Source organism: Bradyrhizobium sp. Ses1 (genome assembly GCF_059512365.1).
This window is the reverse complement of sequence record NZ_JCAMOQ010000029.1, coordinates 1-20,735: the sequence shown is the minus strand read 5'-3', so window position 1 is coordinate 20,735 and position 20,735 is coordinate 1. Positions and strand designations below refer to the sequence as shown.

General features: G+C 62.4%; 17 protein-coding genes and 1 pseudogene. 16 read left to right on the top strand and 2 right to left on the bottom strand.

Annotated features, from left to right (window positions below; all coding sequences use genetic code 11):
* The first annotated feature begins 5 nt into the window (after nt 1-5).
* From AC5ZG5_RS27945 to AC5ZG5_RS27920, 6 genes are read left to right on the top strand one after another with little or no spacing between them, the layout of a single operon-like run.
* Complete coding sequence (locus AC5ZG5_RS27945) at nt 6-1,184, top strand: ABC transporter substrate-binding protein (protein WP_165435159.1); 1,179 nt, start codon at nt 6-8, stop codon at nt 1,182-1,184.
* A gap of 48 nt (nt 1,185-1,232) precedes the next feature.
* Entirely contained in the window at nt 1,233-2,114 is an 882-nt protein-coding gene (locus tag AC5ZG5_RS27940) for a branched-chain amino acid ABC transporter permease (protein ID WP_028161511.1), read from the top strand.
* Nucleotides 2,111-3,034 carry a branched-chain amino acid ABC transporter permease gene (locus tag AC5ZG5_RS27935; RefSeq protein ID WP_456644859.1) on the top strand — a complete coding sequence of 308 codons (924 nt, stop codon included), beginning with the start codon at nt 2,111-2,113 and terminating at the stop codon, nt 3,032-3,034. Before AC5ZG5_RS27940 ends, AC5ZG5_RS27935 begins: the two co-directional genes overlap by 4 nt.
* Nucleotides 3,031-3,753, top strand: a complete 723-nt coding sequence (locus AC5ZG5_RS27930) for an ABC transporter ATP-binding protein (protein WP_028161512.1) — start codon at nt 3,031-3,033, stop codon at nt 3,751-3,753. The genes AC5ZG5_RS27935 and AC5ZG5_RS27930 overlap by 4 nt, the downstream gene beginning before the upstream one ends.
* The gene (locus tag AC5ZG5_RS27925; protein ID WP_028161513.1) at nt 3,746-4,453 is read left to right on the top strand and encodes an ABC transporter ATP-binding protein; all 708 of its coding nucleotides are present in this window, start codon (nt 3,746-3,748) and stop codon (nt 4,451-4,453) included. Before AC5ZG5_RS27930 ends, AC5ZG5_RS27925 begins: the two co-directional genes overlap by 8 nt.
* A gap of 29 nt (nt 4,454-4,482) precedes the next feature.
* Nucleotides 4,483-5,448 (top strand): dihydrodipicolinate synthase family protein, encoded by a 966-nt coding sequence (locus AC5ZG5_RS27920; protein WP_456644860.1) that lies wholly within the window; start codon nt 4,483-4,485, stop codon nt 5,446-5,448.
* 326 nt (nt 5,449-5,774) lie between these two features.
* On the opposite strand, the gene AC5ZG5_RS27915 is transcribed toward AC5ZG5_RS27920, so the two are convergent.
* A complete protein-coding gene (locus tag AC5ZG5_RS27915) occupies nt 5,775-6,581 on the bottom strand; it encodes an IclR family transcriptional regulator (RefSeq protein WP_051396406.1) in 807 nt (268 codons plus the stop codon).
* A 190-nt stretch (nt 6,582-6,771) separates the two neighbouring features.
* On the opposite strand from AC5ZG5_RS27915, the gene AC5ZG5_RS27910 reads away from it, so the two are divergent.
* The 10 genes and pseudogenes from AC5ZG5_RS27910 to AC5ZG5_RS27865 all read left to right on the top strand — a co-directional run bounded on the left by AC5ZG5_RS27910 (nt 6,772) and on the right by AC5ZG5_RS27865 (nt 19,386).
* Entirely contained in the window at nt 6,772-7,923 is a 1,152-nt protein-coding gene (locus AC5ZG5_RS27910; protein ID WP_456644861.1) for an ABC transporter substrate-binding protein, read from the top strand.
* A 131-nt stretch (nt 7,924-8,054) separates the two neighbouring features.
* On the top strand, nt 8,055-8,930 hold the full coding sequence (locus AC5ZG5_RS27905; protein WP_165435162.1) for a branched-chain amino acid ABC transporter permease: 876 nt from the start codon (nt 8,055-8,057) through the stop codon (nt 8,928-8,930).
* A 3-nt stretch (nt 8,931-8,933) separates the two neighbouring features.
* Nucleotides 8,934-9,920 carry a branched-chain amino acid ABC transporter permease gene (locus tag AC5ZG5_RS27900; protein ID WP_456644862.1) on the top strand — a complete coding sequence of 329 codons (987 nt, stop codon included), beginning with the start codon at nt 8,934-8,936 and terminating at the stop codon, nt 9,918-9,920.
* The gene (locus tag AC5ZG5_RS27895) at nt 9,917-10,654 is read left to right on the top strand and encodes an ABC transporter ATP-binding protein (protein WP_456644863.1); all 738 of its coding nucleotides are present in this window, start codon (nt 9,917-9,919) and stop codon (nt 10,652-10,654) included. Before AC5ZG5_RS27900 ends, AC5ZG5_RS27895 begins: the two co-directional genes overlap by 4 nt.
* Complete coding sequence (locus tag AC5ZG5_RS27890; RefSeq protein WP_456644864.1) at nt 10,641-11,348, top strand: ABC transporter ATP-binding protein; 708 nt, start codon at nt 10,641-10,643, stop codon at nt 11,346-11,348. Before AC5ZG5_RS27895 ends, AC5ZG5_RS27890 begins: the two co-directional genes overlap by 14 nt.
* A 24-nt stretch (nt 11,349-11,372) precedes the next feature.
* Complete coding sequence (locus AC5ZG5_RS27885; protein ID WP_456644865.1) at nt 11,373-12,689, top strand: aspartate aminotransferase family protein; 1,317 nt, start codon at nt 11,373-11,375, stop codon at nt 12,687-12,689.
* 95 nt (nt 12,690-12,784) lie between these two features.
* A complete protein-coding gene (locus AC5ZG5_RS27880) occupies nt 12,785-14,455 on the top strand; it encodes a hydantoinase B/oxoprolinase family protein (protein WP_456644866.1) in 1,671 nt (556 codons plus the stop codon).
* A 2-nt stretch (nt 14,456-14,457) separates the two neighbouring features.
* The gene (locus tag AC5ZG5_RS27875) at nt 14,458-16,518 is read left to right on the top strand and encodes a hydantoinase/oxoprolinase family protein (RefSeq protein ID WP_456644867.1); all 2,061 of its coding nucleotides are present in this window, start codon (nt 14,458-14,460) and stop codon (nt 16,516-16,518) included.
* 27 nt (nt 16,519-16,545) lie between these two features.
* Nucleotides 16,546-17,013 (top strand): annotated as a pseudogene (locus AC5ZG5_RS27870) (aldehyde dehydrogenase family protein); the annotation flags it as partial.
* A gap of 51 nt (nt 17,014-17,064) precedes the next feature.
* On the top strand, nt 17,065-19,386 hold the full coding sequence (locus AC5ZG5_RS27865) for a molybdopterin guanine dinucleotide-containing S/N-oxide reductase (RefSeq protein ID WP_456644868.1): 2,322 nt from the start codon (nt 17,065-17,067) through the stop codon (nt 19,384-19,386).
* A gap of 65 nt (nt 19,387-19,451) precedes the next feature.
* On the opposite strand, the gene AC5ZG5_RS27860 is transcribed toward AC5ZG5_RS27865, so the two are convergent.
* Nucleotides 19,452-20,735: DUF4082 domain-containing protein (locus AC5ZG5_RS27860; RefSeq protein ID WP_496165473.1), on the bottom strand; the 1,284-nt coding region annotated here is incomplete at its 5' end.

The window sequence follows — 20,735 nt, the reverse complement described above, 5'->3', positions numbered from 1 at the left end:
AAATCATGCTCGGTCGTTCTTTGCCGAAACTGTCGGTGTTGGTCTGCGCCATGGCCGCGATGGCCGGTCCCGCGCTCGCTGCCGACCAGCCTTTGAAGGTGGGCTGGAATTCCGAACTCTCCGGCGTCTGGACGTTCTTCGGTAACGCCTGCTTGGACGGAGCGCGGCTTGCCGAGACGGAAGTCAATGCAAAAGGCAAGAAGATAGACCTGATCGTCCAGGACAATCAGAGCAATCCGGCGCAGGCTGCCGCCGTAGCAAGATCGCTCGACACCCAGGAGAAGGTCGATCTCCTGTCCGGTCCGACCAATGCAGACGTGTCACTCGCGGTCTACGGATATGCCGAAGATGCCAAACTGCCCGTCTTGATGCCTGTCGCAGCATTCCCGCAACTCACAAAGCCCGGAACCAAGCAGGTCTTTCGCATGGAGCCGGACGCCGTAGGATGGGGCTATGCCGCGGTCAAATTCATCAAGACCATGAAGTCGGATGCCAAGATCGGCGTCATGATGAGCGACTTTGCGGTCAATCGGGCCATCCTCGCCGGCCTGAAGTATCAGGCGGAGAGGGACGGCATTGCCATCGTGGCCGAAATGCTGTTTCCGCAATCAGCCTCGGATGCGACGGTGCAAACCGCGCAAATGAAGGCGAAGAAGCCTGATTTCGTCATCCTGGCTGGCGGCGGCGCGTTCGACGCCACGCTGACGCGACAGATGCTCGACGTTGGTTTCAAGCCGGAGCAACTGTATCATCCTTACGGGTCGACCAAGCAGATCATGACATGGGGAGAGCGCTCGATCGGCTCGTACTTTGGGACGTTTTTTGACCATAACCTTCCCAATTTGACCGAGCAGGGCAAAGCCTTCGTCGAAAACTTCCGCAAGGTGAAGAACTATCCGCCGGGATACACCGAGAACTACTGCTACTCGACGGTCTATCTGCTCAACGAACTCGTGGACAAGGGGGCAAAGGGCAGGGATGGAATTCGCGCGGCCTTGCGCGAGGTCAATACGAAGGAGGTGACGACCGGCGTGCCCATCCGCTTCGATCAAAACGGGGCACGTATCGAGTACATGTACCTCATGCAGTTGAAGAGCCTGAGCAAGGACGACTTCAAAACGGAGAAGGTCAACTACATGGAATGGTCGCCGGAAGTCCTGCCCGTCTACGATCTGGTGCGTTGACCAGGAACGGCGGTTCGGGGCGACAATTCGAGTTGGGGTTACGTTTCAATGCTCGAAGAGAATCTGCTCGTAGTGTTTTCCGTGATCACGTCGGGGCTGCTGGTCGGCACCATATTCTCCGTGGTTGCCGCCGGCCTGTCGCTGATTCACGGTACCATTCTTCTCCCTCAAGCGGCCAACGGGCAGGTCTTTCTAGGCGCCGGCCTGCTGTTTTGGCTTTTTGGTACGGAGTGGGAATGGCCGCTCTGGCTGGCCGTGCCGACGACCTTTCTGATCATCGGTTTCCTCGCATTTGCGTGCGAAGCAACGATCCTGAAGCGATTCTATCCGCTTGAGGACCGCAACATCAGCTATCTGATCATTACCCTCGGTATCGCACAAATCCTGAGCGGGATTTATACGGGCACGTTCGGCAGGATCAGCGACACATTTCAGGTCACCGCGCCCGTCAATGGATTCGCGATTATCGAACCGGTGCCGATTGCGTATACCCGGCTGATCGCGTTTGTCCTGGCTGGATCGGTTTTGGGCGGATTGGTCGCTTTTCTCAGGCTGCACCGGATCGGCCGAGCGCTGCGCGCCGTGTTCCAGAACCGCGAGGCAGCACGCCTTCGCGGTATAGATACCTTGAAGATCTATCGGTTCGCTTTTCTGCTGGGTACCGCAATCACGACGGCAGGTGGAATTCTGTTCGCGCTGGCGTTTGCGCTCGACCTGACCGTCGGCTGGACCATCTCACTCATCACTTTCTCAATCATGATCGTCGGTGGGCCGGGGAGCGTCGTCGGCGCGCTGGTGGTTGGCCTGGTATTCGGGTTCACGCAGGCAATTGTCAGCGTCTTTGCCGACCCGACGGTCGCTACCTTTGCTTACCTCCTGGCAATGCTTGCGATGCTGTTCATTCGCCCGAGCGGGTTGTTCGCCAAATGAGAATACTTGTGATTGCAATGGTGATCGCGACGCCATTGGTTGCGATTTTCGGCCTGCGGAATGACTTTCTGGTGTTCATCGCGGGCATCGCGCTGATCCATATGTTGTGGGCGAGCGGCCTCAATCTGCTGTACGGCTTCACAGGTCTGATCCCGCTGACCTACGCCGGCATCGCCGGAATCAGCGCGTATACGACGGTTCATCTGGTCATGCGGTTGGGACTGTCGTTCTGGCTTGCGTTGCCGATCGGCAGTGCTGCGGCAGCTCTGGTCGGATTGCTTCTCAGTCTTCCGGCCATTCGCCTTCGTGGCTTTTACTTTGCGTTGTCCGGCATGGTGATCCAATCGGCGTTTACGATCGCTTTCGTTTATTTTCCGGCATATACAAATGGCGATACCGGGATCGCATCGGTGCCGCGTCCCACCGGTTTCGATGGAGGTGCGATTCCGTCTCCTTACATGGAGTGCGTGCTTGCGCTGTTCGTGATCGCAGCAGTCGCCGGCATCGGCTTGACCATGCGCTCCCGATTTGGTCGGACGTTGATCACCATCCGGGAGGATGAGGACCTTGCGCGTGCGCTTGGGATCAATGTCACGCTGAACCGTACAGCGGCTTTCATCATCTCGTCGTTCATCGCGGGCCTGGGCGGCGGCTTGTATGCGCACTACATCGGCTTCGCCTCACCACGCGCCTTCGATGTGCTAATCAGCTTGAATCTGTGGCTCATGGTTGCGATGGGAGGACGCGGAACGCTGGTCGGGCCGCTGCTCGGAGCGCTCCTGCTCGCACCGCTTCCCTACCTGCTTGTGCAGTACACATGGGTCAAGGACGTCATCTATGGGGTTGCCATCGTTCTCGTAACCTTGTTCTTGCCGCAAGGCATCTATGGCTTTGTATTGAAGCGGAAGGCGCGGACATGAATGATCTTCTGCTCGAGGCGACCGACATTTCGAAAGCGTTCGGCGGGCTGAAGGCGCTTTCAAACGTGAATGTGTCCCAGCGCAGGGGCGAGTTGCTGGGCATGATCGGTCCGAATGGCAGCGGCAAATCGACATTCGTCAATGTGATCAGCGGAACGCTGAAGCCGGATAGCGGCGAGATCCTGCTCGATGGCGCCAACATAGCCCGGCGTCCGCAGCACGTCGTCGCACGCGCCGGCATCGCCCGGACCTTTCAGGCCGTAAAGATCTTCGACAAGTTAACCGTTCTCGAAAACGTGCTTGCCGGTGCGCTCGGGCACAGTTCGATGGGCACCAAGGAAGTCGATGAGGCAAGAGAGGCATTGGCCCGCGTCGGGCTGACAGCCGACCTCGAACAGCGGGCGGGTGCGCTTGGTCTATATGATCGACGTCGGCTGGAGTTTGCTTCCCGCCTGATCTCGCGACCCAAGCTTCTGATGCTTGATGAGCCGGTCGGAGGGCTCAATCCGGAAGAGATCCGCGCGATGATCGGCCTGATTCAGTCCCTTCGAGAGGAGTGCGGGATATTCATTATCGAGCACACCATGAAGGTCATTACCTCGCTCGCCGATCGGGTGGTCGTTCTGGTCAACGGCAAAAAGCTGGTCGACGATAGTCCGCAGACCGTGCTGCGCCACCGGGAGGTAATCGATATCTATTTGGGGACAGGCGATGCTTGAACTCCAGAAACTTGTGATCAGATACGGAGATTTCCTTGCGGTCGACGGCGTCGACATGACGGTCAAGCAGGGCGAGATCGTTGGAATCATCGGACCCAATGGCGCCGGTAAGACATCGTTGCTGAATGCCGCTGCCGGACTCGTGCGGCCGTTCTCAGGCTCGGTCCGCTTCGGTGCTGACCTGCTGGAAGATGCAACGCCCGACGTACGGCTGGCCCATGGTCTGGTGCTCGTTCCGGAGGTGCGCGGCGTCTTCCCGATGATGTCCGTGCATGAGAACCTTCTCGTCGGCGCGTATCTCTGTCGAAGCACACAGGAAGTGGCGCGGCGCATCGAGCGCGTGCACCGGCTCTTTCCCATCCTCAAGGACCGGAGGGCCCAAATGGTCGGAACCATGTCCGGAGGACAGCAGCAAATGGTCGCCATTGCTTCCGGCCTGATGGCGTCACCAAAGCTGTTGATGCTGGACGAGCCTTCGATCGGTCTTGCTCCGGTTATCATCAAGGAAATCGGCCGAACCCTTGGTCGTCTGCGCGACGAGGGATTGACCATCCTGTTGTCCGAACAGAATGCCAAGCTCGCGACCGCTATTGCGGACCGAATTTACGTCGTGCAAGCTGGCCGCATCCAAATGGCGAGGACCACAGAGAGCCTCCTCGACGATCCCAAATTTGTCGAATCGTTCCTTAGCCTTTCGTAATCAGCGCTCTCGAGCCAGGGAGACAGGACATGCCGCGCTTCAAGGATTTTATGCCCAGCGGGGTCATTCCCGCGACGCTTGCGGCTTTCAATGATGATCTGTCCATCAACGAGAAGGAAACACGACGGCATCTGGCGCAATGTGCGTTCACGTCGGGTGTCACAGCGGTCACGGTCAATGGCCACGCGTCCGAGGTCCATGCCTGTTCGTTCGAGGAGCAGGAGCGGATCTTGACATTCTCGCTTGAGGAGGTTGGTGACAAGGTACCGCTCATCAGCGGTGTCTATGCCGACGGATCGCAGGAGGCGGCAAGGATCGCCAAAATGGCGGACCGCGCTGGAGCCTCGGCGCTCCTGGTGTTCCCAAGCCAGGTATTCTCTCTCGGAGGCCAGCTCCGCCCCGACATGGCGCTCGCTCATTTCAAGCGCATTGCGGACGCGACGGATCTGCCGCTGATCCTGTTCCAGTATCCGGCATCCAGCCTGGTCAACTATCCCTTCGACACCTTGCTCAGCCTTTTTGATGCCATTCCGAGCATCAAGGCGATGAAGGATTGGTGCAATGATCCAATGCTGCACGAGCGCCACATCCGAACCTTCCAGAATCTTCCAAAGCCGGTAAACGTCCTCACGACACATAGCTCCTGGCTGATGTCATCGCTTGCGATGGGGGCAAAAGGCTTGCTCTCGGGAGCCGGAAGTGTGATCGCGGATTTGCAGGCGGCCCTGTTTGATGCGATCAGCTCTGATGATCTGGCCACTGCAAAGGCGATCAATGATCGCATGGTTCCATTGCAGCAGGTGTTATACGCGCCACCGTTCCTGGATATGCACAACCGCATGAAAGAGGTGCTCGTGATGTTGGGGCGTCTCGACAAGGCTGTCGTGCGTCCTCCACTTGTCAAATTGTCGGACCAGGAGCTGGCGCGGTTGCGGCAGGCGGTTGCCGAGGCAGGGCTCCGGAAGGAAGGCGCTTTCCGTCAAGCGGCCGAATAGACGAAGTGCGCAAGCTTGCCGACAGCGGATTTGATAACTCCGCTGTACGGCTTGTTTCAGCGGTGCGCCAATCGCTCCTCATGTGGCCGCCGTCAGTGAAATGGCGGTGTCGGTGGCTGCGCCTCCAGGATTTTGAACCTGCTCGGTCGGTCTCGAAGCGTAGTTAGATCGCGCACAAAAGGCGACATGTGGCGGACCATCAAAGCGCCGCTAAGCCAGTTTAGTCAGAACAGAGAGGTTCGCGATGTCATCAGCGCCGGCAACGCTCCACGTTCGTGCCAACACCCCTCCGCCGTTTCCGGAGAGGAACATGAGAATACGCCGACTTACGTTTGATCGGCTGGCGGTGTGTCCCTTGACCTGAGCTTTTCACCTATTGAGAGTGATCTTCCCAGTGCTTGCGCGACGTCTCGCAGAGCTGTCAATCGGTCGGGGAGTTGTTCATTCATGATCCGCTGCAGCGGGCCCGTCATTCCGAGCGCATAAAACACGCGTCGATCGGACAGGAATATAGGCACCGCAATCGCGGCCAGGCCTTCGTCGATCTCTCCGATGCATGTCGCATAGCCCCTAGCTCTGACCGCCGCGAGCTCCTGTTCGACCCAAGCGCGGTCGTTCCGGGTGTTAGCCGTGAGAATCGGAAGGTCAGCCGACATCGCTTCGGCCAATACGGCTTCACTTTGATATGCGATGATCGCCTTGGCTGTCGCGGCCGCATGCACTGGCATCTCGATCCCCGGCTGCACATAGCTGCGCCAGCGCACGTCAGGTGACATGGAAATCGCAACGACGACGCGTGCGCCGATCAAGCGGGTCAGATAGCAGGCTTCTGACGTCGCGTCGGTCAGCTGCTGCAAATGTCCGCGGGCGAGCGCGCTGATCCATCCATCATCAGCGGTTGCGTGCAAAAGGCGCAGCAGACGGTCGCCAAGCTGATAAGCACGGCCACCGACATTGTCCTTCGCAAGCCCAGCGCGCACCAAGCCCTTGAGCAGCCGGTGTGCAGACGTCTTCGGGAGATCGAGCAACGAGGACACGTCTGCCAGGGTGAGTGCACCAGGAAACGTGGCCACGAGCTCCAGCACTTGCATGTAGCGGTCGAGCGGGCCCGCCGCTTCATCTGACGTTGCCATTCAGGATGTCCTCGAGGCGGAAACTTTGTGCATGCGTGCCTAACCCAGCGGCTTGACTCGGCCGACGTGAGCAGATTAGCCTTACGCAATATCGGAATATTGTTCCGGAAATCGGAACGAAAGTCAATAGTAAATTGCAGGGGAGGCCCGGCGGGGCATCAGCGACCCCAAGGGCTCAGAAGGGACAAACATGAGGATGACGAGGCAGGAGTTCTTGAAAGCGTTGCTCGCGGCGGCGGCGATGCCGTGGGCGGCGGCAGCCCGCGCGCAACAGGGAAGCCCCATCGTCGTCGGCGCGACAGTGCCGATGACCGGACCGCTGTCGCTTACCGGCAAGCAGTATCACAACTCGCTGATGATGGCTGAGGAGGACATCAACAAGGCGGGCGGCATCAACGGACGCAACCTCAAGATCGTCTTTGAGGATACGCAGGCGTCCAACAGCACGGCCGTGAATGCCTTCGTCAAGCTGGCACAGGAAACCAAGCCTGCGCTGTTCTTCCTGTCGAGCTATTCGACACAGAATCTGGCAGTGGCGCCTGAGTTGAAGAAGGTCCAGGTGCCGGCGTTCTACGCGGGCGGGGCAGATGCGGTGGCCGAAAGCGGCAATGAGTGGATGTTCCGCGTGCGACCGGCTGACAGCGTGTCCGCCGAAGGCATGGTGCAGTGCGCGCTCAATGTGCTGAAGGCGAAGAAGCCCGGCATTCTCTACATCCAGAACGACTTCGGACAAGGCGGCGCCCAAACGGCGGCCAAGCGTTTCGAAGCCGCCGGTGTGACCGTCGCTGGCATGGAGGCTTATGGACAGAACGATAAGGATTTTTCGGCGCAGTTGCTCGGTCTGCGCGCCAAGGGCGTCGATGTCATCCTGATCTTCAATTACCCGCAGGACGGCGCGCTGGTTTTGCGGCAGGCGAAGTTGCTCGGCCTCAAGATGCCGCTCGTCACGTCGTCGGCGGCATTGGTGCCGGCGGCGCTGCAACTTCTGTCGCCGGCTGATCTCGACGGTGTGTGGGGGGTGGTCGACACCTTCATTGACCCGGCGGTAGGCGGGCGCATGCAGGATTTTGTCGAACGCTACAAGACGAAATTCGGCACCGATCCGGATCCCTACGGGCTCGCCTACTACGATGGCGCGATGCTCGCGGCCGAGGGCCTGCGCAAGGCGGGGACCGATCCCAAAGCGCTGCGGGACTGGCTGGCCGCCGTGAAAGACTGGCGGGGCATCGGCCACGTTTACTCCTACGACGCCAAGGGCAATGGCGTATTCGATCTGGCGGTCGTGAAATCCAAGACGGGGACCAAATCGCTGGAGCTGGTTCAGGCCATCAAGCTGAACTGACGCTCGAAGTGCCGATGCGCGGGCGCGCCCGTGCTGCGGATCACTGCAAATCATGCCGCGGGCGGGCTGAACCTCCGCCCGCAACCGTCGGCGATCATCGAAGCCGCCCTGCAACACACGACCAGGACGACATGACGGATTTCATCCAGCTGTTCATCAACGGACTTGCGATCGGTGGCGTCTATGCGCTCGCCGCAATCGGGTTCGTCATTGTCTATTCCGCCACCGGCGTCGTGAACTTCGCTGCCGGACAGTTCGTGATGTTCGGCACTTTCGCCGGCGTGGCCATGCTGCTCAATGCCGAGCTACCCTGGCCAGTGGGCTACGGCGCGGCCCTACTGGCGATGGCGCTATTCGGGGCGCTGTTTTTTGCGGTGCTTTATCTGCCGCTGCGCAAGAGCCCGGTGGTGACCATCATCATCGGCACAGTCGCGATCGGCATCACGATGCAGAACGCGGCGCTGCTGGCGTTCGGGTCCTGGCCGTTTCGGTTGCCGTCACCGGTGGAGGGGGTGAATCTCACGATCGCAGGCGCCACGATATCTGCCCATGCCATCGCGGTCGTGGTTGTCACTGCCGTCATGGTTGCTCTGCTCTGGCTCCTATTCTTTCGTACCTCGCTTGGGATCGGCATGCGCGCAGTGGCGCAGGACATCCAGGCGGCGCGGTTGATGGGCCTCAAGGTCAACCGTCTGCTGGCGCTGTCGTGGGTCCTTGCTGCGCTGCTCGCGGGCATCGCGGGCTTGATGCTTGGTCCGATGTGGTTTGCCGACACCAGCATGGGCGATCCAATTGCGCTCAAGGCGTTCGCGGCCACCATCATCGGCGGCTTCGGTAGTCTGCCGGGCGCGATTGTCGGCGGCCTGTTCGTGGGGCTCAGCGAGGTGCTCGGCGCATCCTACGTCTCCTCGGCCTACAAGGATTTGATTTCCTTCGGGATCATGATCTTGTTCCTGCTGGTGCGGCCGCAGGGTGTGTTCGGTGAACGCGTCCAGGATCGGGGCTGATCGATGTCGATGCGCTTTCCGCTCCTGCTTGGCATTGTGATCCTGATCGCGGGTCTCGGCCTGTCGATGCTGCTGACCGACTATCATCTTCGGCTGCTCAATCTCGCGGTGATCTCTGCGATCGCCGTCATCGGTCTTAACTTTGCCTTCGGTTATGCCGGGCTGATCTCGCTTGGCCATGCGGCCTTCGTCGGCACCGGCGCCTACGGCATGGCACTGCTGACCACGCTGCTGGGATGGTCGCCATGGCTGGCGCTGCCCGTCGCAGTCGCCGGCACAGCGATCTTCGCCGTGCTGATCGGCCTTCCGCTCCTGCGGCTGAAGGGCCATTATCTCGCGCTGGCGACGCTGGGTCTCAACGTCTCATTCTCCATTGTCGCCGCCAACTGGATTGAGCTGACCGGCGGCACCAACGGCATCTCGCGCATCCCCGAGCTGCAGGTCGCAGGCCATGCTTTGGCTGACGAGCGCAGTTACCTGTGGTTCGCGCTCGCGGTGCTGGCGGTCTCCGCTGCCGTCGCCGGGCTCATTCATGCCTCGCGCCACGGGCGGGCGATGATCGCGGTGCGCGACGACGAGACGGCCGCGTCAATGACGGGTATCGACGTCACGCGGGTGAAGATCGCGGCGTTCGTGCTGTCGTCGATCTATGCCGCCGTCGCCGGGGGCCTGTTCGCCTGCCATATGCGCTTCATCTCGCCGGAGGACTTCAGTTATGCGCACTCCATCACTTACCTTGCGATGCTGATCGTCGGCGGCGAAGGCTCGATCGTGGGGGCCATCCTGGGGGCGCTGCTCCTGACCTTCCTGCCCGAATGGCTGCGCTTTCTCGGCTCAGCCTATCTGGCGTTCTTTGGTGTTTTTGTTCTTGCCATTCTCGTCTTCCTGCCTTCGGGCCTTGTCGGCTTCCGGTGGCCGGGCAGCCTCCGGCGGGACGGGCGCTCGAAAGAGCCGGCGATGGTCGCTGCGTCTAAGGAGGTGCGCCCATGAGCTTGCTGCAGGCCACCGGAATCGCCAAGCGTTATGGAGGGCTCACCGCGCTCTCGGATGTCGAGCTTTCGATCGGAGAGGATGAATTCATCGCAGTCATCGGCCCCAACGGTGCCGGCAAATCGACTCTGCTCAATGTCCTGACCGGGCTCGTCCTGCCTGACAAGGGCAGAGTGTTGCTCGAAGGACGCGACATGACGCGGGCGGCGGCTCACAAGCGAGTCCGCGCTGGCTTGGGGCGAACTTTCCAGCACGGGCGGCCGTTCGCGAGGTTGAGCGTGCTGGAGAACGTCATGGCCGGCGCGGCGATCCAAAGCCGTCGCAGCGAGGCGGAGCTGCGCAAGCGGGCGATGAGGGTGCTCGACCAGATGGGTCTTGCGGCGGACGCGCAGGCGGCGATCGGATCGCTGTCCTATGGTCGCCGGCGCATGGTCGAAATGTGTCGAGCACTCGCCTGCGAACCGCGCGTGCTGTTGCTTGACGAACCTGCCGCCGGCCTCAACTCTGCCGAGGTTGATCAACTGGCCGACCGGCTCTCGGACCTGCGGGCGAAACATCGGCTCGCCATCGTGTTGATCGAGCACAACATGGGCATGGTGATGCGACTGGCGCAGCGCATCGTCGTGCTCAATTTCGGCTGCAAGATCGCCGAGGGCACGCCATCTGAGATCCAGCGTGATCCCGCAGTGCTGTCGGCTTATCTCGGTGAAGGTCATCGTCATGCTGGCATGTAAGGATCTGACGGTCGCGTATGGCGACATCGTCGCGCTGCAGGGCGTGACGCTGGAGGTGGGGCGGGGCGAGACGGTCGCCCTGATCGGCGCCAATGGCGCCGGCAAGACCACGCTGCTGCACGCGATCTCGGGCCTGAACCCGGTTCAGTCCGGCGACATCATGTTCGAAGGCACATCGGTTGCGCGGCTCGCCAGCGATCGTCGCGTCGCGCTTGGAATCGCCCAGGCGCCGGAAGGCCGACGGATTTTTCCTGGCCTGACGGTGGAGGAGAACCTGGCACTCGCCACGGTAAACTGGCGACGCTGGCGTCAGCCGATCGCCGCCGATCTCGCGCGGGTGTTCGATTTGTTTCCGCGCCTGAAGGAGCGTCGTCGGCAGCTCGGCTGGTCGCTGTCCGGAGGTGAGCAGCAGATGCTGGCGATCGGACGGGCACTGATGGCGCGCCCGCGCTTGCTGCTCCTCGACGAGCCGTCACTTGGCCTCGCACCGCGCCTGGCCGAAGAAGTCTACGAGCGGGTGAGGCAGATCGCTGACAGCGGGCTCACAATCCTGGTGGTGGAGCAAAATACGGTCCTGGCGTTGTCGGTGGCGGACCGGGCCTACGTCCTGGAGACGGGCCGCATCGTCCTTCATGGCGCCGCTGACGATCTCAAACAGAACACGCGCGTCCGCGAAGCCTATCTCGGACGCTGACCTCTCGGAAAAGGAGACAAGACAATGTATCCTGACATGACTTCGCGGTCGAAAGCGCTCTACGAGCGCGCGCTGACGAGCCTGCCGGGCGGCAACACCCGCACAACGGTGTTCATGAAGCCTTATCCGGTCTACGCCGCGAAAGGGGCGGGGTGCCGGGTCTGGGACGTGGACGGCAATGAACTGATCGACTGTATCAACAACTTCACCTCTCTGATTCACGGTCATGCCCATCCGGTGCTGATCGAGGCCGCCACGCGGCAGCTCGCGCTCGGCTCCGCATTCGGCATGCCGACCGAGTCCGAGATTGATCTTGCCGAGCTACTCGCCGCACGCCTGCCGTCGGTGGACCAGGTGCGGTTCGCCAACTCCGGCACGGAAGCCGTGATGATGGCGCTGAAGGCAGCGCGTGCGTTTACCGGGCGACCGAAGATCGCCAAGTGTGAGGGCGCGTATCATGGTTCCTACGACTATGCCGAAGTCAGCCTCGATCCGGCGCCGGCAGACTGGAACGGCAACGCGCCAGTCTCCGTTGCCTATGCGAAAGGCACTCCGGACAACGTGCTGGCCGATGTCGTGACGATTCCCTTCAACGATATTGACGGGGCCGTCAGCCTGATCCGCGAGCACGGCCGCGATCTCGCCTGCGTGCTGGTCGATCCGATGCCGAACCGCGCCGGGCTCGTACCTGCCGACAGGGCCTATCTGGAGGCGCTGCGCCAAGCGACGCGTGAAGTCGACGCGCTGCTGGTATTCGATGAGGTGATTTCCTTCCGCCTCGGCTACCACGGCGCCCAGGGACTGTGGGGCATCGATCCTGACCTGACCACGCTCGGCAAGATCATCGGCGGCGGGTTTCCGGTCGGCGCGATCGCCGGCAAGAGGGATGTCATGGCGGTATTCGATCCGAGCAAGGGTAAACCCGCGCTGCCTCATGGCGGTACGTTCTCGGCCAATCCGGTTACCATGCGCGCCGGCCTCGCGGCCATGGAGCTACTGGACGAGAACGCATTCGTGCGTCTGGATGCGATCGGCGAGGCCGTGCGAAAGGGCATCAACGATGCATTCCGTCGCCATGGCTTACCGGGCACCGCGGTCGGTCTTGGGTCGCTGCTGAAAATCCACTTCTCCGAACGGCCAATCCGCGACTACCGGTCGGCCTACATGACCGAAGGCGAGGCCAAACGGCAGACCCTGTTCAATCTGGAGTTTCTCAATCGCGGCATTCTCGCCGCCGGCTATGGCCTGATGGCGCTGTCGCTGCCGATGACGGACGCTGATATCGAGATCATCATCGGTGCGGCATCGGACGCACTAGCGCAGGTTGCTGCAAAAGCCTGACGCGTCCTTGTGTCGTTGAGGTTGGTAAAGGCGCCGCGTGGGAGCCAATCGGGCCATCACGCCGCAAAGCAATATTGTCTGAGATAGGTGCGAGAATGCCCCACAAGGTCGATCCCATCACTCGGTCCGTCGTTCAGCATCGGCTGAGCTCGATCGTGGCCGAAATGGGCGAAGCAATGCTTCGCACATCCTATTCACAGATACTCAACTCGAGCCGTGACTTTTCGCTCGCGATCTGTGACGCCCAGTCCCGGCTGATCGCCCAGGCCGACCACATCCCCGTCCATGTCGGCGCGCTGCCCTGGGCGACGCGTGCGGTGGAGGAGCGCTTCGAGAAGGTCGCGCCTGGCGACGTCATCCTGATGAATGATCCCTATCACGGCGGCAGCCATCTGCCTGATCTGACCGCGTTCGTGCCGGTGTTCGACGGCGATCGGCGGCTGTTCTGGAGCATCGTGCGCGCGCACCAGAGCGATATCGGCGGCGCGACGCATGGTGCCTACAATCCGGATGCCACTGAAATCTGGCAGGAAGGGTTGCGCGTTCCGCCCATCAAGCTCTATGAGGCCGGCCGGCTGCGCGACGATATCCTCGACATGCTGGCGCTGAACGTGCGCAATCCCTACGACTTCCGGGGTGACCTTGCGGCCATGATCGGCGCTGCGCACATGGGCGAGCGGCGGATGGGAAGGCTGTTTGCCGAATTCGGCGCGCCCGTCGTCGAAGCTGCGATCGAATCGATTCTCGATGCCGCCGAGCAGCAGACGCGTGCGGTGGTCTCGACCTGGAAGGACGGCGTGTTCTATGGGGAAGCCTTCCTCGACGATGATGGTCATGGTCGCAGTGATATCCGCATTGCTGCCAAGGTCACCAAGTCGGGCAGCAAGATCGAGGTCGATCTGTCGGACTCCGACCCGCAGAGCACGAGCTTCGTCAATTCGTCGCACGCCAACATGCATGCGGCGGTGGTGATGGCGTTTGCGTATCTGATCGATGCTGAAATTCCCAAGAACGCTGGCGCATTGCGGCCGCTCACGGTGGTTGCCAAGCAAGGCACGATCGTTTGGGCCGATCCGGGCCGGCCGGTGACGCTGTGCACCAGCCATCCGTCCAACGAGATCGTGGAGGCGGTGATCAAGGCGCTCTCGGCATCTTGTCCGGACCGAGCCATGGGGGGCTGGAGCCGGCGATTCCGTATCGCGGTGCAGGGCGAGGATCCTCGCAGCGGGCGCAGCTTCATCTGGCATATGTTTCAGGCGCGCCCGGGCGGTGGCGCTTCGTCGCGCGGTGACGGCTGGTCCTCGATCGGCGAATGGCACACGGTCGGCGGACTCAAGTTCGGCAGCATCGAGGTCGCGGAGGCGCGTTTCCCGTTGCACTTTCGTCATCATGAGTATCGGCCCGACTCCGGCGGTGACGGTCAGTTCCGCGGCGGCCTCGGGGTTGCGCTTGACCTCGTCTTCGAAGTCGAGAAGCCGGCGCTCGGCAACACGGCGGGCGACGGAACCCGGCACGGCGCGTGCGGCATGCTGGGTGGGAAGGACGGTGCGCCGCATCACTACCGTCTGCTGTCCGCCGGACGGCCGCCGCGTGTGTTGCGAACCAAAGAGGTCGGCATCGAGATTCATCCGGGAGATTGCCTCGAAGTGCGCTCTGCCGGCGGCGGAGGATGGGGGCTGCCGGAGCGACGCACGGAGCAGGCGCGCCGACGCGATGAGGTGTGCGGCTTCGTGACTTCAAGCTCAACGACAGAAGTGGTTCAGTAACGATGTTGACGATCGGCATTGACGTTGGCGGTACCTTCACCGATCTGGTCGCCATCGACGCGACCGGGCGCACCGTATTCGCGAAATCGCCTTCCACGCCGCAGGATCAGTCGATCGGCGTGATGAGTGGGCTCGACGAACTCGCGCGCCGCCTCGACCTGTCGCGCGCCGAGATGCTGGCGATGACACAGCGACTGGTGCACGGCACTACGGTTGCGACGAACGCGCTGCTTGAACGCAAGGGCGCGAAGGTTGCACTCGTGACCACGGAAGGCCACCGCGACGTGATCGAGATGCGCGAGGGATTGAAAGGCAACCGCTACGACCTGCGGACGCCGCCGCCGGAGCCGCTGGTACCGCGCGAACTGCGCTTCGGCGTGCGCGAGCGACTGCGGCCCAACGGTGAGGTGCTGGCTCCACTCGACGAAGCTTCGCTCGGCGAGGCTATCGCGGCGATCCGTGCCTCCGGCGCCACGTCGGTCGCGGTCTGCTTCCTGCATTCCTACCGCAACCCCGCCCATGAGATCGCGGCAGCTGAGCGGCTTGCGCGCGAGCTGCCTGGTGTCAGCGTGTCGCGCTCGAGCGACGTGCTACCGCAGATCAAGGAGTACGAGCGCGTCTCCACCACGATCGTGAATGCCTATGTGGGCCCCGCCGTGCGACATTATCTGACCGGGCTCGAGCGCCGCCTCGCCGAAGCGGGCTTCAAGGGCAGCCTGTTCATCATCCTCTCCCATGGCGGCATGGCTCCGGTGGAGGAAGCCGGGCGCCTCGCGGCGGCGACTGTGCTGTCCGGTCCGGCGGGCGGCATCTCCGGTTGCCGGCGGTGTGCGGAACTGCTCGGGCTGCCGGATCTTGTGCCCTTCGATATGGGCGGTACCAGCACCGATATTTCCCTGATTACGGACGGGCGCGCCACGCTCTCGGCGGATGGAGGACTGGCGGATCAGCGCATTGCGCTGCGCAGCCTAGATATCGCCAGCATCGCGGCGGGCGGAGGGTCGATCGCCAGTGTTGATGCTGGCGGTATCTTTCGCGTCGGTCCCGAAAGCGCCGGCTCAATGCCAGGGCCAGCCAGCTATGGCAACGGCGGCACCGAGCCGACCGTGACGGACGCAAACATCATCTTAGGCTATCTCGATGCGGCAGCTTTCATGGGCGGACGGCGCCCCCTGGACCGGGTTGCGGCGGAGACGGCGGTCGATCGCCTGGCAGCTTCGCTCGGAGTGACGCGCATCGAGGCGGCTGCCGGCATCTATCGACTGGTCAATCTGAAAATGGCCGATGGCATCCGATTGATGACCTTGCGTCGTGGTGTCGATCCGCGGAGATTCGCACTCCTCAGCTTCGGCGGAGCCGCGGGACTGCACGCCGCCGAAGTGGCGCGCGAGCTCGACATAAAGCGGATCATCGTGCCGACGGAAGCCTCAGTGCTGTCAGCTTGGGGGATGCTGACCAGTGACCTGCGCTACGAGGTGAGCCGTACCCATTTCGAGGCAGGCACCCGTACGACCGCCTCGGACATTCGCAAGATTTTTGCGCATATCGAGGGGCAGGCCGCGGAGCGGTTGCGCGGCTGGTTTGACGGGCCGATCGCAACGGAACGCTCCGCCGAAATGCGCTATGGCGAGCAGGTGTTCGAGGTCGACGTACCGCTCAGTGACGTCAACCTGACTGCGCCGTCGCTGGTTGCCGACATTGAAGAGCGGTTTCATCGTCGTCACGAGGAGCTCTATACCTACGCCTCCCGCGATCAGGAAGTTGTGTTCGTCAATGCGCGAGCCGCAGCCGTTGGTGCAGTTCCCAGAACTGCGCAAGCCAACGCGCCGACGCCGGCGACCGAGCCAAGTGCGCGACCCGCCGCCAAACGGCAGGCCTTCTTTGGCAGTTGGCGCGAGGTGCCAGTCTACGCCCTGGAAAGACTGCGCCCGGGGCATGTGCTGGAAGGCCCCGCGATCATCGAGGCCGAGACGACAACGGTCGTCATCAACAGCGGCGATCGCGCGGCGGTGAATGCGCTGGGATGGCTCGATATCGAGCTTGGGGTCGCGGGAGAGGTTTAGGGCCGAAGCTTGTTGCCACATGGGGTGCTCGGGGGAGCTTCTATCGAGCATGGCCGCAAGTTTCAGCTTGAAATGGGGGGTAAGAATCCGTTTGTTGTGCTCGACGACGCAGATCTCACCGTCGCCGTGGAGGCTGCTGTGAATTCTGCCTTCTTCTCGACCGGCCAACGCTGCACGGCCTCTTCCCGCCTCATCGTGACGAAGGGCGTCCACGACAAATTCGTGGCCGCGCTCCGTGAACGTCTCAAAAACATCGTCGTGGACGACACGCCGTTCGGCCTTTCCTCTGGCATAGCCACGACGAACCTCAAGCATGCCACACATTTCAAGCGCAATGCGGAAGCTGGAATGGTGATGGTGAACCTACCTACTGCGGGCGTCGATTTCCATGTACCCTTCGGTGGCCGCAAGGGCTCCTCTTACGGATCGAGAGAGCAGGGCAAATATGTCGCCGAATTCTTCACCACGGTGAAGACGGCATATACGTTGCCCTGATAGACATGAAAGTGGAGGCGGAGCACCCCAGCGGAGCATAAGGATGAGGCGATGAACGAGATAATTGGTAACCCCGATCCCGGCCTCGATCTGTCGGACGGCTTCAAGCCGCACACCTCGCACTGGGGCGTGTTCTCGGCGCGTCACAGCGAGGCTGGACTCGAAGTCAGGCCTTATGCGGGGGATCCTGATCCGAACGGCATCATCGGCAATTTCCCCGGCGCGTTGCGCCACCAGGCTCGCATCGCCCAACCGGCGATCCGCCGCGGCTGGCTTGAGCGTGGTCCCGGCCCCGATGATCGCCGCGGCCGCGACGAATTCGTGTCCGTCAGCTGGGAGAAGGCGCTCGATCTCCTGGCCGGTGAGCTATCGCGCATCCGCGACACACGCGGCCCCGGTGCGGTCTTCGGCGGTTCCTATGGCTGGTCGAGCGCCGGCCGCTTTCATCACGCACAGAGCCAAGTTCACCGCTTCCTCAACATCGCGATGGGCGGCTATGTGCGTTCGGTAAACACCTATTCCTCGGGTGCGTCCTCGGTGCTGGTGCCGCAGATCCTGGCGGGTTACGAAGACATCACCAAGCGCAACGTCACCTGGGAGCAGATCGCGACCGAAAGCGAGATCGTGCTGGCGTTCGGCGGCATGGCGCTGAAGAACTCCATGGTGGCCGGCGGTTCGATCAGCAAGCATGTCGAGCGCGGCGCCATGGCCGCGGCGCGCCGGCGCGGCTGCGAGTTCATCCTGGTCAGCCCGCTGCGTGACGATCTGCCCGCCGAGGCCGGTGCCGAATGGATGACGCTCGTGCCCGGCACCGACACGGCCCTGATGCTCGGCATCGTCCATACGCTGGTCAGCGAAGGCCTGCATGACCAGGCCTTCCTCGATCGCTACACCCAGGGTTGGCCGGTCTTTCTGGGCTATCTGACCGGCGAGACGGATGGGCAACCCAAGAACGCTGAGTGGGCCGCCGCGATCTGTGGTGTCGACACGAACACGATCAGGAAACTCGCCCGTCGGCTTGCCGGACGGCGCGCGCTGATCACCGTTTCCCATTCCCTGCAGCGCTCGGAGCACGGCGAGCAGCCGGTCTGGATGGGCATGGTGCTGGCGGCGGCTCTGGGCCAGATCGGCCTGCCTGGAGGTGGCTACGCTTATTCGCTCGGCGCGATCGGCTATTATGGCCGCCGCGTGAACGACGTGCCGGGGCCGACGCTAGGGCAAGGCCGCAATGGTGTCGCGGATTTCATTCCAGTGGCGCGTATCGCCGATATGCTGCTCAATCCCGGCACCACCTATCGCTACAATGGCGAGACACGCGTCTATCCGGACATCCGGCTCGTCTACTGGGCAGGTGGCAATCCCTTCCATCACCACCAGGATCTCAACCGCCTGCGCAAAGCCTTCGCCCGGCTCGACACGCTGGTTGTGCATGAGCTCGCCTGGACCGCCACGGCCCGGCACGCCGACATCGTTCTGCCCTGCACGATGACGCTCGAGCGCGAGGACATCGGCTATTCCACCAACGATCCACTGATGGTCGCCATGCACCGGATCGCCGAACCGTTTGGCCTTGCGCGCGATGACTATGAGATCTTCTCCGATATTGCCGAGCGTCTCGGGAGTCGTGAGGCCTTCACCGAAGGCCGCACGGCACAGCAGTGGCTGGCACATCTCTACGAACCGACCCGCGCCTCGCTCGCCGCGCGCGGCCTCGCGGCTCCGAGCTTCGAGGAATTCTGGGAGCGCGGCAGCATGATCGTGCCGCAACACCTCGACGACGGCGGCAAGCTGCGCGGCTTCCGCGAGGATCCGATCGCTCATCCCCTTCCGACGCCGAGCGGACGCATCGAGATTTTCTCGACGAAGATCGCGGGCCATGGCGACGCAGACTGTCCGGGCCATCCGGTCTGGCTCGAGAAGACAGATGTGCCCAAGCCGGGCTCGCCGTGTTTCCTCGTCGCCAATCAGCCGGTGACGCGTCTGCATAGCCAGCTCGACTTCGGCGGACATTCGACCGGGGCCAAGCATCGCGGCCGAGAGGTCGCGCGCATGAACCCGCGCGATGCGGACGTTCGCGGAATCGCGGATGGCGACATCATCCGCCTGTTCAACGAACGCGGCGCCTGCCTTGCCGCGGTGCACATCACCGATGGCATCGCTCCCGGTGTTGTCCAGCTACCGACCGGCGCGTGGTACGACCCGATGGATCCGGAGGAAGAGACACCACTCTGCGTTCATGGCAATCCGAATGTGCTCACCCGCGACGTCGGCACCTCATCGTTCGCGCAAGGCTGCACCGGCCAGCTTACGACTGTCGAGGTGGAACGGTTCAGCGGCAATCTGCCGCCGATCCGCGCTTTCGATCCGATGTAGCGGACGTGACATGCCCGATCGCGTCTGAGCTCTGATCGCATCGGACTGAGCGAGAATCGACGAGCTCACGCTGCGAGCTGAGGTTGAAACACCACATCGGCGTAGTAGTTGGTGGAGCTGAAAGTGTTAGTCGGGAAGAGTCCGGCCGAGTTCGTTCCTCCGTAAGCATAGACGCCATTGCCGCCTGACGTAGCGCTGGATGGCGCCGTCAGGGCTCCGCTCGTGAGCGCGCTGGTGAAGAAGTTGCTGGTGGCTGCATACTCGCCGTTTGTGTGATAGGACGCGACATAGGTGGTGTTGGCGGCGATCGAGACCGGCGTCGCCAAGGGCACGGTCTGCCAGCCGCTTGCGGTGGTGTTGGTGAAGGTGGCGCTGGCAAGCTTGGTGCCGGTCGAGCTCCACAGGTCGAGGAGATCGGTGCCGGTATCGCCGGGACTGCGGTAGAATTTGAGCGCGGTGATCTGGCCGGCAGTGGACGAGGTGAACTTCACTCCGACCTCGAGCGCGGAGCCATCGTTCAAACTGGTCTGCGTCGGGGTGCTGGACGCGGTGAACAGGCTCGCCGTCGCGGACGTCGTGGTCACGGCGATATTGAAGGTCTCACTGGCCGAGAGGCCGGCCGGATCGGTGGCCGAAACCTGGACGCCAAGGGTGCCGACATTGGCCGATGCGGGCGTGCCGCTGAAAGTTCGTGTCGTCGCGTTGAACGTCAGCCATGAGGGAAGCGCCGCGCCGTTCAGGCCGGTTGCCGAATAGGTGAGGGCGCCGCCGTCGGGATCGTTGAAGGTGCCGGCGGGCAGGCTCAGCGAGAAGGCCGAGCCGACGACCGCGTTCTGGTTGGCGGTCTGGGTCACCAGCACCGGCGGCGTGTCGGTCGCCACGGCGATATTGAAAGTCTCGCTGGCGGAGAGGCCGGCGGGATCGGTGGCCGAAACCTGGACGCCGAGGGTGCCGACATTTGCCGATGCCGGCGTACCGCTGAATGTTCGTGTCGTCGCGTTGAACGTCAGCCATGAGGGGAGCGCCGCGCCGTTCAAGCCGGTTGCCGAATAGGTGAGCGCGCCGCCGTCGGGATCGTTGAAGGTGCCGGCGGGCAGGGTCAGCGAGAAGGCCGAGCCGACGACCGCACTCTGGTTGGCGGTCTGGGTCACCAGCACCGGCGGCGTGTCGGTCGTCGAGCCAGGCGAGAACACCACGTCGGCGTAGTAGTTGGACGCGCTGAAGCTGCTGGTCGGGAAGATGCCGGCGGTGCTGGTGCCGCCATAGGAATACACCCCGTTGCCGCCGGACGAGGCGGAGGAGGGCGCCGTCAGCGCGCCGCTCGAGACGGCGTTGGTGAAGAAATTGCT

Bases quoted from the DNA above. Each gene is read 5' to 3' on its own strand.
- AC5ZG5_RS27945 (WP_165435159.1), top strand. From the start codon at position 6: ATGCTCGGTCGTTCTTTGCCGAAACTGTCGGTGTTGGTCTGCGCCATG.
- AC5ZG5_RS27940 (WP_028161511.1), top strand. From the start codon at position 1,233: ATGCTCGAAGAGAATCTGCTCGTAGTGTTTTCCGTGATCACGTCGGGG.
- AC5ZG5_RS27935 (WP_456644859.1), top strand. From the start codon at position 2,111: ATGAGAATACTTGTGATTGCAATGGTGATCGCGACGCCATTGGTTGCG.
- AC5ZG5_RS27930 (WP_028161512.1), top strand. From the start codon at position 3,031: ATGAATGATCTTCTGCTCGAGGCGACCGACATTTCGAAAGCGTTCGGC.
- AC5ZG5_RS27925 (WP_028161513.1), top strand. From the start codon at position 3,746: ATGCTTGAACTCCAGAAACTTGTGATCAGATACGGAGATTTCCTTGCG.
- AC5ZG5_RS27920 (WP_456644860.1), top strand. From the start codon at position 4,483: ATGCCGCGCTTCAAGGATTTTATGCCCAGCGGGGTCATTCCCGCGACG.
- AC5ZG5_RS27915 (WP_051396406.1), bottom strand. From the start codon at position 6,581: ATGGCAACGTCAGATGAAGCGGCGGGCCCGCTCGACCGCTACATGCAA.
- AC5ZG5_RS27910 (WP_456644861.1), top strand. From the start codon at position 6,772: ATGAGGATGACGAGGCAGGAGTTCTTGAAAGCGTTGCTCGCGGCGGCG.
- AC5ZG5_RS27905 (WP_165435162.1), top strand. From the start codon at position 8,055: ATGACGGATTTCATCCAGCTGTTCATCAACGGACTTGCGATCGGTGGC.
- AC5ZG5_RS27900 (WP_456644862.1), top strand. From the start codon at position 8,934: ATGTCGATGCGCTTTCCGCTCCTGCTTGGCATTGTGATCCTGATCGCG.
- AC5ZG5_RS27895 (WP_456644863.1), top strand. From the start codon at position 9,917: ATGAGCTTGCTGCAGGCCACCGGAATCGCCAAGCGTTATGGAGGGCTC.
- AC5ZG5_RS27890 (WP_456644864.1), top strand. From the start codon at position 10,641: ATGCTGGCATGTAAGGATCTGACGGTCGCGTATGGCGACATCGTCGCG.
- AC5ZG5_RS27885 (WP_456644865.1), top strand. From the start codon at position 11,373: ATGTATCCTGACATGACTTCGCGGTCGAAAGCGCTCTACGAGCGCGCG.
- AC5ZG5_RS27880 (WP_456644866.1), top strand. From the start codon at position 12,785: ATGCCCCACAAGGTCGATCCCATCACTCGGTCCGTCGTTCAGCATCGG.
- AC5ZG5_RS27875 (WP_456644867.1), top strand. From the start codon at position 14,458: ATGTTGACGATCGGCATTGACGTTGGCGGTACCTTCACCGATCTGGTC.
- AC5ZG5_RS27865 (WP_456644868.1), top strand. From the start codon at position 17,065: ATGAACGAGATAATTGGTAACCCCGATCCCGGCCTCGATCTGTCGGAC.